We start from the raw sequence: 14,538 nt of genomic DNA, 5'->3' as shown, positions 1-14,538 counted from the left end.
GGGCGTGGCGGTCCGATCGGGGCCCGGCCGGCCCCGCACGCCCCTCAGCCCTGCCCGCCCCTCAGCCCTGCCCGCCGCCCGCCCGTACCAGCCCCGTCTCGTAGGCGAGGACCACCACCTGCACCCGGTCGCGCAGGTCCAGCTTGGTCAGGATGCGGCCCACATGGGTCTTCACCGTCGCCTCGGACAGCACCAGCCGCGCCGCGATCTCCCCGTTGGACAGGCCCTGCGCGACCAGCACCATCACCTCGCGCTCCCGCTCGGTGAGCCGCTGCAGCTCCTTGTGCCGGGGCTCCTGGCCGGTGGCCGGCAGCATCGGCGCGAAGCGGTCCAGGAGCCGGCGGGTGGTCGAGGGCGCGACCACCGCGTCCCCGCTGTGCACGGAACGGATCGCGGCGAGCAGCTCCCCCGGCGGCACGTCCTTGAGCATGAAGCCGGAGGCGCCCGCCTTCAGCGCCGAGAAGGCGTACTCGTCGAGGTCGAAGGTGGTCAGGATCAGCACCTTCGGCGCCGCCGGGTCCACACAGATCCGGCTGGTGGTCTCGACACCGTCGAGCTTGGGCATGCGGACGTCCATCAGGACCACGTCCACGGCGGTCGAACGCAGCACCTGGAGGGCCTCGACGCCGTCGCCCGCCTCCGCGACGACCTCCATGTCCGGCTGGGCGGCGAGCACCATCCGGAACCCGGTGCGCAGCAGCACCTGGTCGTCGACGAGCATTACGCGGATCGTCATCGGGGCCTCTTCCATGGGGCTTGCGGTCTTACAGGTGTCAACGCGGTACGCGCGTACGGGCGCGGTGGTTCAGTGTGCGGGTTTCAGGGGCAGCAGCGCGCTGATGCGGAATCCTCCGCCCGGCCGCGGGCCGGCGTCCAGGGTGCCGCCCACCATGCCCACCCGTTCCCGCATGCCGATCATGCCGTGGCCCTGACCGTCGAAGCCGCCCTCCTCGTACAGCTCGTGCGGGGCGCCCTTGCCGTCGTCCTCGATGAGCAGACCGAGGCCGTCGTCGAAGTAGACCAGCCGCACGCTCGCGCCCGCGTTGGGGCCACCGTGCTTGCGGGTGTTGGTGAGCGCCTCCTGGACGATGCGGTACGCGGTGAGCTCGACACCGCTGGGCAGTTCGCGCGGGGTGCCCTCGACCTTGAAGTCGACGGGCAGGCCGGAGCTGCGGCACTGCTCCACGAGGTCCTCGATCTGCTGGACGTCGGGCTGTGGCACGTACTCGCCGGCCTCCTGGTGCTCGCCGGTGCGCAGCACGCCGAGCAGGCGCCGCATCTCGGCGAGGGCCTGGCGGCCGGTGGAGGAGATGGTCTCCAGGGCCTTCTTCGCCTGGTCGGGGGCGGCGTCCATGACGTAGGCGGCGCCGTCGGCCTGGACCACCATCACGGAGACGTTGTGCGCGACGACGTCGTGCAGCTCGCGCGCGATCCGGGCGCGTTCGGCGGCGACCGCGACCTTGGACTGGGCCTCGCGCTCCTTCTCCAGCCGGGCGGCCCGCTCCTCCAGCTGCGCGAAGTAGGCGCGGCGGGTGCGGACGGAGTCGCCGAGCACCCAGGCGAGGGCGAAGGGCACCGCCTGGAAGACCGTTATGGCGATGTTGGCCCCTATGCCCAGCTCCCCGTCGGCCCAGCGCAGCTGGGCGACGGGGGCAGCGCACAGCCCCACGGCGAGCGCGGTCCGGGAGGCCCAGCGGGCTCCGGTCGCGGCGACGGTGTAGACGATCACCAGGAAGGCGAAGTCGGCCGGGAGCGTGGAGACGTCCAGCGCCAGTTGCCCCACGCCGAGGACGAGGGCGAGTATCAGCATCCTCTCCGGCATCCGCTGCCGCAGCGCGATCACGAGGCACAGCAGGACGGTGAAGACGACGAGCAGCGCCGTGGTGTCCGTGCCCTCGCCCCGCGGCTGCGGGGCCGACAGGGACACCAGGGAGATACCGAGCAGGACGAGAGCCCAGAAACAGTCGACCCCGGTCGGGTGTCTGCGGATGAAGTCGTAGAGGCGCTGCACGTAACCCAGCGTAGGGAAGGGAGATAGGTGCAGGGGTCAACCGGAGGGCCGATCCGCAGTCTCAACGCATACTCCGCAAGGTGGAGGCTCCGTTCCTCTGTACCCCTAGCCTGGGTCTGTGACAGCTGGGACAAGCGGGGCCGAAGAGGCCTCCGGGACGCACGAGGACTGGCAGGAGTGGCGGGGCTGGCGAGAGGCCGCACAGGACGCCCTCTACGGACCGGCCGGTTTCTACCGCGTCGCGCCCGGCGGACCGGCCGGGCACTTCCGGACGTCCGTCCACGCGTCGCCGCTGTTCGCCGGGGCGGTGGCACGGCTGCTGTGCCGGGTCGACGAGGCGCTGGGGCGGCCCGCGTCACTGGACTTCGTGGACATGGCGGCCGGCCGCGGCGAGCTGGTCACCGGGGTGCTGGCCGCGCTGCCCGCCGGCGTGGCCGCCCGCACGCGCGCGTACGCCGTCGAGATCGCCGACCGCCCGGACGGGCTGGACGACCGGATCGAGTGGCTCGCCGAGCCGCCGCGCGGGGCGACGGGGCTGCTGTTCGCCAACGAGTGGCTGGACAACGTGCCGGTGGACGTCGCGGAGGTGGACTCCGACGGAGTGGTCCGGCGGGTGCTCGTCCGGGGCGACGGCACCGAGCGGCTCGGGGTGCCGGTGGCGGGGGCGGAGGCCCGGTGGCTGGCCCGGTGGTGGCCGCTGACCGGCGAGGAGGGGCTGCGGGCGGAGATCGGGCTCCCCCGGGACGCCGCCTGGGCCGCCGCCGTCTCGGCCCTGGAGGCGGGGCTCGCCGTGGCCGCCGACTACGCGCACACCACGGCCGCCCGCCCGCCGTTCGGGACGCTGACGGGCTTCCGGGAGGGGAGCCAGACGCCGCCCGTGCCGGACGGTTCCTGCGACATCACCGCGCACGTGGCACTGGACGCGTGCGCGGCCGCCGTGGAACGCGCTGACGCGAGCAGTGCCGCAGGGAAGCGCACTGTGGAGCGCACGCCCCCCGACGCGCTGCTGCGCCCCCAACGGGAGGTCCTGCGCGCCCTCGGCATCACAGGCGTACGCCCCCCGCTCGCGCTGGCCTCCACCGACCCGGCGGCGTACGTACGCGCGCTGGCAGACGCCTCCGAGGCCGCCGAGCTGACCGCGGCGGGCGGGCTCGGCGACTTCCGCTGGCTGCTCCAGCCGGTCGGGCCCGTCGACGCCGGGGCCCTACTTGTCGATGTCCCCGACCACGAAGAACAGTGACCCGAGGATCGCCACCATGTCGGCGACCAGCGTCCCGGGCAGCAGCTCGGTGAGCGCCTGGATGTTGTTGTACGAGGCCGAGCGGAGCTTCAGCCGGTACGGGGTCTTCTCGCCCTTGCTGACGAGGTAGTAGCCGTTGATGCCGAGCGGGTTCTCGGTCCAGGCGTAGGTGTGGCCCTCGGGTGCCTTGAGCACCTTCGGGAGCCGCTGGTTGACCGGCCCGGGGGCCAGCTCGGCCAGCCGGTCCAGGCAGGCGTCGGCGAGGTCGAGGGCGTTGTGCGTCTGCTCCAGGAGGCACTCGAAGCGGGCCAGGCAGTCGCCCTCCGCGCGGGTGACGACCTTCAGGGTGTCCTGGAGCTCGCCGTAGGCCAGGTAGGGCTCGTCGCGGCGCAGGTCGAAGTCGACACCCGAGGCGCGGGCGACGGGCCCGCTGACGCCGTAGGCGTGCACGGCCTCGGGGCTCAGGGCACCCACCCCGCGCGTGCGCCCCCGGAAGATCTCGTTGCCGAGCACCAGGTCGTCGAAGACGTCCATGCGCGAACGCACGGCGGCGACGGCACCGCGCGCGCGTTGGGCCCATCCGGCGGGCAGGTCCTCCTTGAGGCCTCCGACGCGGTTGAACATGTAGTGCATGCGCCCGCCGGAGACCTCCTCCATGACGTTCTGGAGGACCTCGCGCTCCCGGAAGGCGTAGAAGACGGGGGTGATGCCGCCCAGCTCCAGCGGGTACGAGCCGAGGAACATCAGGTGGTTGAGCACCCGGTTCAATTCGGCGAGCAGCGTGCGCGTCCACACCGCGCGGGTGGGGACCTCCATGCCGAGCATGCGCTCGACGGCGAGGACCACGCCCAGCTCGTTCGAGAACGCCGACAGCCAGTCGTGGCGGTTGGCGAGCACGATGATCTGACGGTAGTCACGGGCCTCGAACAGCTTCTCCGCGCCGCGGTGCATGTACCCGATCACGGGTTCCGCGCGGACGATGCGTTCGCCGTCCAGGACCAGCCGCAGCCTCAGCACTCCGTGCGTGGACGGGTGCTGTGGCCCGATGTTGAGCACCATGTCGGTGCTCTCCGCGGCGCCGCCGATGCCGACCATGGTCTCCGTCGTGGGAGTCATGCACACAGTCTCCCCTACGTACGCTGGCCCCATGGAGACGGGGAGCCCTGACGACACGGGCGCGGCGGGGACGGCGAGGGCCACGCGGGAGGAGCCGGTGTGGACCGGCCTGCCGCCGGGACTGCTGCGCATGCGACGCCTGCTGCTGGTGGTGTGGCTGGGGCTGCTCACCCTCGCCGCGGGCCTGCTGCCGGGCCTGTTCCTGGAACCGGCCTGGGCGTTCCTCGCACTGCTGCCGCCGGCTTTGGCGGTGTGGGGCTGGGTGATGCTGGAGCGCAACTGGCGTTCCTGGCGGTACGCCGAGCGCTCCGACGACCTGCTGATCAGCCGGGGTGTGCTGTGGCGGGAGGAGACCGTCGTCCCGTACGGGCGCATGCAGCTGGTCGAGGTGACGTCCGGTCCCGTCGAGCGCCATTTCGGCCTGGCCAGCGTCCAGCTGCACACGGCCGCCGCCGCGACCGACGCGACCATCCCGGGCCTTGACCCGGCCGAGGCGGAACGGCTCCGCGACCGGCTCACCGAGCTGGGCGAGGCCCGATCGGCGGGGCTGTGACGACGCCCGGCGAGGAGGAGACGGGCCGGGACCCGGTGACGCCGGGGACGGAGGCCCCCCGCAGGCGCCCCGCGCCCCCCGCACCGGGAACGGCCGACACGGGTCCGGCGGCGGCACCCGAGGCGGACGGCCCCGGTCCGCGCCCCGCCCCACCGGGTCCGGGGGAACCCCGTCGGCGCCCCGCCCCGCCAGGGACGCAGAACTCCGCCCCGCGCCCCGCCGCGCCCACGACGGAGGCGGCCGGCGCGGGCCCGGCAGCACCCGCACCGGAGTTGCCCGGCACGGGTTCCGCGCCGCCCGGGACGGAAGAGACCGGCACGAGCAGCCCCACGCTGCCCGCACCGAAGGAATCCGGCACGGACCCCGCTGCCCCGGGAGGCGGAACCACCGAGCGCCGGTTGCACCCCGTCACGCCACTGCGGCGGGCGTGGGCGCCGGTGGCCGTGCTGGTCGGGTGGGCCGTGCACGACCCCGACCAGGCGCAGCGCCAGCTGACCCGGCTGACCACGACCCACCTGCTGATCGGTCTCGCCGTACTGATCCCGGCCGCCGCCCTGTACGGCTTTTTGACCTGGTGGTTCACCCACTACGCGGTGACCGACACGGAGCTGCGCATCCGCACCGGGCTGCTCTTCCGGCGTACCGCCCACATCCGGCTCGAACGCGTCCAGGCCATCGACGTCACCCAGCCCCTCCTCGCCCGCGTCGCGGGGGTCGCCAAACTCAAACTCGACGTCATAGGCACCGGCAAGAAGGACGAACTGGCCTTCCTGGGCGCCGGCGAGGCCCGCGCCCTGCGGGCCGAACTGCTCGCCCGCGCCGCCGGCCTCGCACCCGAGACCGCCCACGAGGTCGGCGAGGCACCCTCGCGGCAACTCCTGCGCGTACCACCGCGCGTGCTGGCCGTTTCGCTGCTGCTGACCGGCGCCACCTGGGGCACGCTGATCGCCGCCGTCGTCGTACCCACCCTCCTGTGGCTCGCCACCCACAACCTGTGGACGGTCCTGGCGACCGCCCTGCCGCTGCTGGGCGCCGCGGGCGCGAGCAGCGCGGGCCGGTTCGTCGGGGAGTACGACTGGACGGTGGCCGAGTCCCCGGACGGGCTCCGCCTCGACCACGGGCTGCTGGACCGCGCGCACGAGACGGTGCCGCCGGGCCGGGTGCAGACCGTGCGGATCGTGGAGCCGCTGCTGTGGCGGCGGCGGGGCTGGGTGCGGGTGGAGCTGGACGTGGCCGGGTCGTCGAACTCCGTACTGCTGCCGGTCGCCCCGCGCGAGCTCGCGGAGTCGGTCGTGGCGCGCGTGCTGCCCGGGGTGACCGTGCCGGCCGGCCCGGAGCTGTCGCGCCCGCCAAGCCGGGCCGCGCGCTGCCGTCCGCTGTGGTGGCGGGGCTACGGGCTCGTGGTCACCGACACGGTCTTCGCCGCCCGGTACGGGCTGCTGCGCCGCAGCCTGGCCCTGGTGCCGCACGCCAAGGTGCAGAGCGTCCGCCGCACCCAGGGGCCGTGGCAGCGGGCGCTGCGGCTGGCCGACGTACGGGTGGACACGGGGGCGAACAAGACCGTGACCGCGCGCCTGCGCGACGCCGGCGAGGCGGTGGAACTCCTGCGGGCCCAGGCGGAACACTCCCGGACCGGCCGCCGGGACGCGCTGCCGGACCGGTGGATGGCCTGAGAGCCCCGCCCTGCCCTGCTGCCCTGCCCCACTCCCTCCCGGTCAGGACACGGCGCTGCGCAGCCCCTGCACGTCGATCTGCTCCGTCTCGTCGTGGGCGGTCAGGTCGATCACCTGGCCCACGCCCCGGGACTCCTCGCCGGCCGGCTTGAAGCCCGCCTCCTTCTCCGCCTTGTGCAGGGCGAGGGCCTCCTGGCCGACCACGTCGGCGAGGTCCTCGTTCTGGACGGTCTCCAGGGCCTCGGGCGACGACGACCTGCCGTCCTGGCCCTCCTTGGTGCCGAAGAAGTCGAAGCCGCCCTCGACCAGGGGGCGCCGCGCCGGGGCCGACGGTACGACCGCCACCGCGGCCGGCACCGTGTAGTGACCGGTGGCCTGCCCGGTGGGCGCGGTGGGTTGCGCGGGCCGCTCGTCGGGCCGGTCCGTGGGGGAGGCGGCGGCGGTGCGCTCGTGTCCGCCGGCCGCCTCGGGCTGCCCCTGCGCCTCGTCCTCCCGCGCGGTGCCGTCCGCCGACGCGCGCTGCCCGCCGCCGTTCCCGTCATCGCCTCCGCCGCCACGGGAGTCGCCGGAGTCGCCGTCGCCGGAGTCGCGGTGACCGGAGTCGCGGTGACCGGAGTCGCGGTGGCCGGCGGGCGCGTCCCCGGCGAAGCGGGCCAGTGCCGCGTTCGCCCGCAGGAACAGCCGGGAGCCCTCGGGAGAGAAGACGGCGGGAACTTCCCCGTCGGCCGAGTCAGTCACCGTGTCCTCGACCGCCGCCTCCTCAGCCGCCACCTCTTCGGCCGCCACCTCTTCGGCCGCCACCTCTTCGGCCGCCGGAGCCTCGTCCGGTGCCGGGCGGGCGGCCGGCAGCGCGGGCGCCTGCGGCACGGCCTCTATCTCCAGCAGCCGACGGCCCTCCAGGGCGCTGGCCCGCTCGGTCTCGGCGGTGGCGTAACGCCGCAGCAGGGAGGCGTGCTCGTTGCGCAGCCCCGCCAGTTCGGTGCGCTTGGCCCGCAGCCGGTGCTCCAGCTTCTGACGCAGTTCGCGCGACTCCTCCAGGTCGGACTCCAGTTCGGCGACCCGTTCCTCGTAGCGCCACTCGTCGCTCGCCCGCGCGCGCGTGAGGTCGGCGACCCGCTTGCCCGCCTGGGCGTCCCAGTGCCGCATGACGACCGCGCCCACGACGGCCGTCACCGCGGCGGCCGCGGCCAGGGCGCGCAGGACCGTCGCTTCGCTGAACACCCAGGGACCGAAGGCGCAGACGACGGAGACGCCTGCGATCGCCGACGGCGGAAGCAGCCTGTGCAGGGGCGGGGAATGGCGGTGACGTCCACGTGGCATGGCCAGAAACTTACCGCGCGTAGGCGAATCTTGGCGCCCCGCCCCGCAAAAACACAGTCATCTCGAAGGTGTTCACACGCCACCGGCATTCCACAAGGCCGCCGACGCCCGAATTACCTCAAGATCATTTCAGGACCGCCCGCCGACCCGCCCGCTCAGCCACTCCAGCGTCGCGGGAATCTCGCGCCGCCAGGTATTGAAGTTGTGCCCGCCGCTTTCCAGGATGATCGACGAGATCCGCGTCGGCTTCCGTTCCTTCACCAGACCGATGAACTTCACCGTGTCCTTGTAGTTCGTCTCACCGGACCGGCTACTGCTGACGAGCAATGACGTGTCCGGTGCCGGAAGGTTCTTGACGCACCACCACAGACTGGCCCGATTCTCGACGCGCTGATCTCCCTGGAAGAGATCGCCCGTGGTGGGATCGCTGGGCGCGTCGTAGTAGGCGGACAGTCCGGCCCCCGCCCCGAACACCTCGGGGTGGTGCATGGCGAGCTTCAGAGCGCAGTAGCCTCCGGTCGAGTTGCCGACGACACCCCAACTCCCCCGCCCTTTGCCGACGCGATAGTGCGCGCTCACGGCCTCGGGAAGGTCCTTGGCGAAGAAGGACTCCGTCTGCGGGCCGCCCGGCACGTCCACACACTCGGTGTCGCGCGGCGGCGCCACGGTGGGCCGCAGCATCACCAGAATCATCGGCCGCATCCGCCCCGCCTTGACCAGATCGAACGCCGTGCGCGGATAACGGAGCTTGTCCACCAGTGCCGAGGCGGTCCCCGGATAGCCGGTCAGTACGACGGCGGCGGGAAAGGTACGCGCACGGTGCCGTGCCTGGAAGTACTCGGGCGGCAGATACACGTACGCGGGCGACGCGATCCGCGTCGTACGGCCCACGATCCGTATCTCCTGCACCTGCCCGGCAACCTCCGGCCGTCCCCCGCCCGCCGGCGTCACCCGCCGTTCACCCACGACCCGCACCGGACCGCTCCCATCCGCCGAGTGGTCCACGACCACACCCTGACCGTCCACCCGCCCGAACAGGTCGGCCCAGCTCCCGTAGAACCCGAAGGCCTGGTTGGCGGCCAGCCCCACCGCCGCGAACACCGCCACCTGAGTGCCCAGCAGCAGCCCCACCCGCCCCAGCACGGCCCGTACACTCCGCCGCCCCAGCCGTGGCCACCACCACACCGTGCCGGCGAACAGCAGCACGCCTGACACCACCGCCAGCGCCAGCACCTTGTCGCTCGTGAGACCCATGCGTTGCTACCTGCCTGTGCTTTCCAAGGGGCTTTCCGACAGGCGGAGTGAACCTCTCCACCCGAGACACCGTCCTAGAGGGCGCAATGTCGCCGGATGCCCGAAACAGGCCCGGATCCACTCTCTCTCGCAGAACCACAGGTGCGATGTCTGTCAGGACAGATGAGGAAATGTCGGGCAGGGTTCCGGTCGAGTCCACCGGCCCACGACGAGTACTGCGCGGCCCCCGCCCGGAGAACGTCCCCCTCCTCGTCGGCCGCGCGTGCGCACTCGTGGGCCTCCTGGACATCGCCGCCGGCGTCTTCCCCCGCTTCCGGCACAGCCGCGTGCACGCCCTCGCCGAGGTCCTCCCCGGCTCCTTCGGCCCCTTCGCCGCGGCCCTCTCCCTCAGCGCCGGCGTCCTGCTCCTCCTGCTCGCCCACGGCCTCAAGCGCCGCAAGCGCCGGGCGTGGCGAGCGGCCGTGGCGCTGCTCCCCCTCGGCGCCGTCGCCCAGTTCGGCTACCGCCACTCCCTCCTCGGCGTACTCATCTCCCTCGCTCTGCTCGCCCCTCTCCTGCGCCACCGCGACCAGTTCTCGGCGCTCCCCGACCCCCGCAGCCGCTGGCGGGCGCTGGCCAACTTCGTCCTCATGTCCGCCGGTTCCGTGATCCTCGGCCTGCTCGTCGTCAGCGCCCACCCGCACCGCGTGATCGGCGACCCGAGTCTGGCCGACCGCATCACCCACGTGCTGTACGGCCTGTTCGGCGTCGAGGGCCCGGTCGACTACCGGGGCACCACCTCCTGGACGGTGGCCTTCTCCCTGGGCGCCCTCGGCCTGCTGACCGCCGTCACCACCATCTACCTGGCCCTCCGCCCCGAACACCCCGCGGCCCGCCTCACCGAGGACGACGAGACCCGCCTGCGCGCCCTCCTCGCCCGGCACGGCGGCCGCGACTCCCTCGGCCACTTCGCGCTGCGCCGCGACAAGGCGGTCGTCTTCTCCCCGAGCGGCAAGGCGGCCGTCACCTACCGCGTCGTCTCCGGTGTGATGCTGGCCAGCGGCGACCCGATCGGCGACGTGGAGGCGTGGCCGGGCGCCATCGAGCGCTTCATGGACGAGGCCCGCGCCCACTCCTGGACCCCGGCCGTCATGGGCTGCTCCGAGACCGGCGGCGAGGTCTGGACCCGCGAGACCGGGCTCGACGCCCTCGAACTCGGCGACGAGGCGGTGGTGGACGTGGCAAATTTCTCCCTCACCGGCCGCGCGATGCGCAACGTACGCCAGATGGTCAAGCGCATCGAGCGCGCCGGTTACGAGACCCGCGTACGACGCGCGGCTGACCTCTCCGACGCCGAACTGGACCGCGTCCGCCGCGCCGCGGACGCCTGGCGCGGCACGGACACCGAGCGCGGCTTCTCCATGGCCCTCGGCCGCATCGGCGACCCCTCCGACGGCGACTGCCTGATAGCGACGGCCCACCGGCAGGACACCGAGCCCGGCGAGTTCGGCGACCTCAAGGCGGTCCTGCACTTCGTGCCGTGGGGCACGGACGGGGCGTCCCTCGACCTCATGCGCCGCGACCGCGCGGCCGACCCCGGCATGAACGAGCTTTTGATCGTGGCCGCCCTCCAGGCCGCCCCGAAACTGGGCATCGCCCGGGTGTCCCTGAACTTCGCGATGTTCCGCGCGGCGCTCGCACGGGGCGAGAAGATCGGCGCGGGTCCGGTGCTCCGTGCCTGGCGAGGTCTGCTGGTGTTCCTCTCCCGCTGGTTCCAGATCGAGTCGCTGTACAAGTTCAACGCCAAGTTCCGCCCCCGCTGGGAGCCGCGCTTCGTCGTCTACCGCCGTTCCGCCGACCTCCCCCGCATCGGCTTCGCCGCGATGCAGGCCGAGGGCTTCGTCACACTGACCCCGCCGCGTTTCCTGCGCCGGGGTACGCCGACGCGGCGGCCGTGTCCGCACGGCGTGTCGGAGCGGGGGGTGCGGGCGGCGTAGGGCTCCGCGGTCCGGGGTTCGCAGGTCACCCGACGCGGGTGCGGGCGCCGGGGGTGGGGCGTCGGGGGTGGCTGTCGCGGCCCGGCACTGCCGGGGTGCCTCCCCCACTCTCGGCTTCTCCCTCACGTTCGGCTTCGTTCGCGCGGGAGGTGCCCCATGAGCTGGAGGTGCCCCCACTGCCCACCCTCCCCCACTCTCGGCTTCGCTCGAGCGGGGGGACCCCCATCGCCCTGGGGGTACCTCCCAGGCCGTTCACGCACTGGGGGAGGCACGACTGCCCGCAGCTGCGGCAGCTGGGCGGGACGGCGGCCCGCAGCCCGGCGGCGTAGCCCCACCGCCCGCAGCCGCGCACGATGGCGCGGCGCCCGCCCGGCGGCTGGCCGCCCCGCGCGGGCGGTCGGCCGCGTACGGCGGGAAGGGGACGTGCCGGGGAGGGTGTCCGCCCCCAGCGGTTGGCGCGTCCGCACCGTCCACCCCCGTAGCCGACCGATTCCGCGCCGTCCCGAGGACGGACACCCCCGACGCGGGCCCCGACCCACCACCAAACCCACCGCGCTACCCGCACCCCCACCGAACCCGCAGCGGCACCGCACGCACCCCCACCCCCACCCCCACCCATCGAACCCACACAGGCCGCCGCAGACACCCCACCCCCACCCACCGATCCCGCACGGGCCGCCGCAGACACCCCACCCCCAACCGCCGGAGGCACCCGCAACCAAGTGGCCCCACCGCCGGAGGCCTACGCTGAACACATGAGCAAGCAGACCGCCCACCGCCACCACCTCGCGGGACTGACCGCATGGGACCGCTGCGCGGTCATGGGAGTCGTCAACGTGACCCCCGACTCCTTCTCCGACGGCGGTCGCTTCTTCGACACCACGGCAGCCATCAAGCACGGCCTCGACCTGGTGGCCGAGGGCGCCGACCTCGTGGACGTCGGCGGCGAGTCCACCCGCCCCGGGGCCACCCGCGTCGACGAGGACGAAGAGCTCCGCCGCGTCGTCCCGGTCGTGCGCGGACTGGCCTCCGAGGGCGTCACGATCTCCGTCGACACCATGCGCGCCTCCGTCGCCGCCCAGGCACTCGCCGCCGGCGCCGCCCTGGTCAACGACGTCAGCGGCGGCCTCGCCGACCCCCGCATGATCCCGGTCGTCGCCGACGCCGGCGCCCCCTTCGTCGTCATGCACTGGCGCGGCCTCCTGGAGGGCGGCAACGTCCGCGGCACCTACGCCGACGTCGTCACCGAGGTCGTCGACGAACTGCGCGCCCGCGTGGAGGCCGTCCTCGACGGCGGCGTCGCCCCCGACCGCGTCGTCGTCGACCCCGGTCTCGGCTTCTCCAAGGACGCCGAGCACGACCTCGTCCTCCTCGCCCACCTCGACCGCCTCCACGCCCTCGGCCATCCCCTCCTCGTCGCCGCCTCCCGCAAGCGCTTCCTCGGCCGGGTCCTGGCCGGCCCCGACGCCGCTCCGCCCCCCGCGCGGGAGCGCGACGCGGCCACCGCCGCCGTCTCCGCCCTCGCCGCACACGCCGGCGCGTGGGCCGTACGCGTGCACGAGGTCCGCGCCACCGCCGACGCCGTACGCGTCGCCCGCGCCGTCGAGGGAGCCCGGTGAACGCCCCGCACATCGACGTCGAGCAGGTCGAGGCGGCCAACACCGCCTTCTACGAGGCACTCGAACAGGGCGACTTCGAGAAGGTCTCCGAGGCCTGGCTCACTCCGTCCGACCTGGGCGTCGACGAGTCGTACCACGACCCGGCCGACGCCGGCGTGGTCTCCTGCGTACACCCCGGCTGGCCGGTCCTCACCGGCCGCGGCGAGGTCCTGCGCTCCTACGCCCTGATCATGGCGAACACCGACTACATCCAGTTCTTCCTCACCGACGTGCACGTCTCCGTGACCGGCGACACCGCCCTGGTGACCTGCACCGAGAACATCCTCAGCGGCGGCCCCGCACCCGAGGGCGACGACGAGCTCGGCCCGCTCGTCGGCCAGCTCGTGGTCGCCACCAACACGTACCGGCGCACGCCCGCCGGCTGGAAGCTCTGGTCGCACCACGCCTCCCCGGTACTCGCCGAGACCGGAACTGAGGACGAGGACGACGAAGGCCCCGGAAACCCACCCCTGACCGGTCCGGGTGAACCCTGATCCCGGAAGTGGTTGGAATCACGGGCCACCGGGTATGGGCGGCTACCAACCCGTGATCCACCGGGGCCGCCAGGGCAAACGCGGGATGAAACCTCGCGGCGTGCGCCCTCCCCCGCACACCCCGTGTCCCGGCGCTGTCGGTGCCCGCGGGTAGATTCGACTGAGGCCGCCGTACCGCCCGCACGTGGTACGCACGGCCGAGACCGACGACTGCAGGAGTGATTCGCGTGGATCGTGTCGCGCTGCGCGGCCTGAAGGCCCGCGGGCACCACGGTGTGTTCCCCAAGGAGCGCGAGGACGGCCAGACCTTCCTCGTGGACATCGTCCTTGGCCTGGACACCCGACCGGCCGCGGCCGACGACGACCTGGCGAAGACCGTGCACTACGGCATCGTGGCCGAGGAGGTCGTGGCCGTCGTCGAGGGCGAGCCCGTCAACCTCGTCGAGACACTCGCCGAGCGCATCGCCCAGGTCTGTCTGAAGCACGAAGGGGTCGAGGAGGTCGAGGTCTGCGTCCACAAGCCGGACGCACCGATCACCGTCCCCTTCGACGACGTGACCGTCACCATCATCCGGAGCCGTGTATGAGCGCCCCCTTCACCAAGGGTCCCAGCGACCCGACCGTACAGCCGGTGCCCGCCTCCGTCATCGAGCAGGTCGACGCGGCCGACACCACGCTGTCCAACCCCAAGCGCGCCGTGGTCGCCCTGGGCGCCAACCTCGGCAACCGCCTGGAGACCCTCCAGGGGGCGATCGACGCCCTGGAGGACACCCCCGGCGTGCGCGTCAAGGGGGTCTCGCCGGTGTACGAGACGGAACCCTGGGGCGTCGACCCGGACAGCCAGCCGTCGTACTTCAACGCGGTCGTGATCCTCAAGACCACCCTGCCCCCGTCCTCCCTGCTGGAGCGGGCGCACGCGGTCGAGGAGGCCTTCCACCGGGTCCGCGACGAGCGCTGGGGCCCGCGCACCCTCGACGTCGACATCGTCGCCTACGCGGACGTCGTCTCCGACGACCCGCAGCTCACCCTCCCCCACCCGCGCGCCCACGAACGCGCCTTCGTCCTCGCCCCCTGGCACGACGTGGACCCGGAGGCTCAGCTGCCGGGACACGGCGCGGTCGCCGATCTCCTGGACACCGTCACCCGGGAGGGCGTCGCGCCCCGCGCCGACCTGGAACTCCGGCTGCCCGAGTAGTCGTTAAGGACGAGAAGGCCGGCCAGGCCGACGGCCACGCCGAAGACC

At 73.3% G+C, this 14,538-nt stretch carries 13 protein-coding genes; 8 read left to right on the top strand and 5 right to left on the bottom strand.

All coding sequences use genetic code 11. The features are described 5' to 3' along the window. Positions 1-61: 61 nt before the first annotated feature. Together M6G08_RS10175 and M6G08_RS10170 are read right to left on the bottom strand one after the other, a co-directional pair. Positions 62-736 (bottom strand): response regulator, encoded by a 675-nt coding sequence (locus M6G08_RS10175; protein ID WP_073726709.1) that lies wholly within the window; start codon positions 734-736, stop codon positions 62-64. Between the two features lie 69 nt (positions 737-805). Continuing rightward, the gene (locus M6G08_RS10170) at positions 806-2,011 is read right to left on the bottom strand and encodes a sensor histidine kinase (protein WP_272586846.1); all 1,206 of its coding nucleotides are present in this window, start codon (positions 2,009-2,011) and stop codon (positions 806-808) included. Positions 2,012-2,129: 118 nt separating this feature from the next. On the opposite strand from M6G08_RS10170, the gene M6G08_RS10165 reads away from it, so the two are divergent. Next, on the top strand, positions 2,130-3,251 hold the full coding sequence (locus M6G08_RS10165) for an SAM-dependent methyltransferase (protein WP_272586845.1): 1,122 nt from the start codon (positions 2,130-2,132) through the stop codon (positions 3,249-3,251). On the opposite strand, the gene M6G08_RS10160 is transcribed toward M6G08_RS10165, so the two are convergent. Beyond that, positions 3,216-4,367, bottom strand: a complete 1,152-nt coding sequence (locus tag M6G08_RS10160; protein WP_272586844.1) for an NADH-quinone oxidoreductase subunit D — start codon at positions 4,365-4,367, stop codon at positions 3,216-3,218. The two genes, M6G08_RS10165 and M6G08_RS10160, sit on opposite strands and share 36 nt — an antisense overlap. A 31-nt stretch (positions 4,368-4,398) precedes the next feature. Between M6G08_RS10160 and M6G08_RS10155 the strand changes: the two genes are divergently transcribed. Next, entirely contained in the window at positions 4,399-4,920 is a 522-nt protein-coding gene (locus M6G08_RS10155) for a PH domain-containing protein (RefSeq protein ID WP_272586843.1), read from the top strand. A gap of 332 nt (positions 4,921-5,252) precedes the next feature. Continuing rightward, complete coding sequence (locus M6G08_RS10150; protein WP_272591301.1) at positions 5,253-6,593, top strand: PH domain-containing protein; 1,341 nt, start codon at positions 5,253-5,255, stop codon at positions 6,591-6,593. 42 nt (positions 6,594-6,635) lie between these two features. On the opposite strand, the gene M6G08_RS10145 is transcribed toward M6G08_RS10150, so the two are convergent. After that, on the bottom strand, positions 6,636-7,913 hold the full coding sequence (locus tag M6G08_RS10145) for a hypothetical protein (protein ID WP_272586842.1): 1,278 nt from the start codon (positions 7,911-7,913) through the stop codon (positions 6,636-6,638). A gap of 129 nt (positions 7,914-8,042) precedes the next feature. Further along, positions 8,043-9,167, bottom strand: coding sequence for an alpha/beta hydrolase (locus M6G08_RS10140; RefSeq protein WP_272586841.1), 1,125 nt, complete (start codon positions 9,165-9,167; stop codon positions 8,043-8,045). A gap of 170 nt (positions 9,168-9,337) precedes the next feature. On the opposite strand from M6G08_RS10140, the gene M6G08_RS10135 reads away from it, so the two are divergent. From M6G08_RS10135 to folK, 5 genes are all read left to right on the top strand, one after another. Continuing rightward, entirely contained in the window at positions 9,338-11,143 is a 1,806-nt protein-coding gene (locus M6G08_RS10135; RefSeq protein ID WP_272586840.1) for a phosphatidylglycerol lysyltransferase domain-containing protein, read from the top strand. Between the two features lie 755 nt (positions 11,144-11,898). Continuing rightward, positions 11,899-12,762, top strand: coding sequence for a dihydropteroate synthase (folP, locus tag M6G08_RS10130; RefSeq protein ID WP_272586839.1), 864 nt, complete (start codon positions 11,899-11,901; stop codon positions 12,760-12,762). Further along, entirely contained in the window at positions 12,759-13,295 is a 537-nt protein-coding gene (locus tag M6G08_RS10125) for a nuclear transport factor 2 family protein (protein ID WP_272586838.1), read from the top strand. The genes folP and M6G08_RS10125 overlap by 4 nt, the downstream gene beginning before the upstream one ends. A gap of 227 nt (positions 13,296-13,522) precedes the next feature. After that, on the top strand, positions 13,523-13,882 hold the full coding sequence (gene folB, locus M6G08_RS10120) for a dihydroneopterin aldolase (protein WP_011028954.1): 360 nt from the start codon (positions 13,523-13,525) through the stop codon (positions 13,880-13,882). Continuing rightward, complete coding sequence (gene folK, locus M6G08_RS10115; RefSeq protein ID WP_272586837.1) at positions 13,879-14,490, top strand: 2-amino-4-hydroxy-6-hydroxymethyldihydropteridine diphosphokinase; 612 nt, start codon at positions 13,879-13,881, stop codon at positions 14,488-14,490. The genes folB and folK overlap by 4 nt, the downstream gene beginning before the upstream one ends. Positions 14,491-14,538: the final 48 nt, after the last annotated feature.

This window comes from Streptomyces sp. M92 (assembly GCF_028473745.1).
In the GTDB taxonomy this organism is placed as follows: domain Bacteria; phylum Actinomycetota; class Actinomycetes; order Streptomycetales; family Streptomycetaceae; genus Streptomyces.
The sequence above is the reverse complement of the archived record's forward strand: the minus strand, read 5'-3'. Positions and strand labels throughout refer to the sequence as shown.

Coding starts and splice junctions, on each gene's coding strand:
- M6G08_RS10175 (WP_073726709.1), bottom strand. CDS start 736: ATGACGATCCGCGTAATGCTCGTCGACGACCAGGTGCTGCTGCGCACC.
- M6G08_RS10160 (WP_272586844.1), bottom strand. CDS start 4,367: ATGACTCCCACGACGGAGACCATGGTCGGCATCGGCGGCGCCGCGGAG.
- M6G08_RS10155 (WP_272586843.1), top strand. CDS start 4,399: ATGGAGACGGGGAGCCCTGACGACACGGGCGCGGCGGGGACGGCGAGG.
- M6G08_RS10145 (WP_272586842.1), bottom strand. CDS start 7,913: ATGCCACGTGGACGTCACCGCCATTCCCCGCCCCTGCACAGGCTGCTT.
- M6G08_RS10140 (WP_272586841.1), bottom strand. CDS start 9,167: ATGGGTCTCACGAGCGACAAGGTGCTGGCGCTGGCGGTGGTGTCAGGC.
- M6G08_RS10135 (WP_272586840.1), top strand. CDS start 9,338: ATGTCGGGCAGGGTTCCGGTCGAGTCCACCGGCCCACGACGAGTACTG.
- folP (WP_272586839.1), top strand. CDS start 11,899: ATGAGCAAGCAGACCGCCCACCGCCACCACCTCGCGGGACTGACCGCA.
- folK (WP_272586837.1), top strand. CDS start 13,879: ATGAGCGCCCCCTTCACCAAGGGTCCCAGCGACCCGACCGTACAGCCG.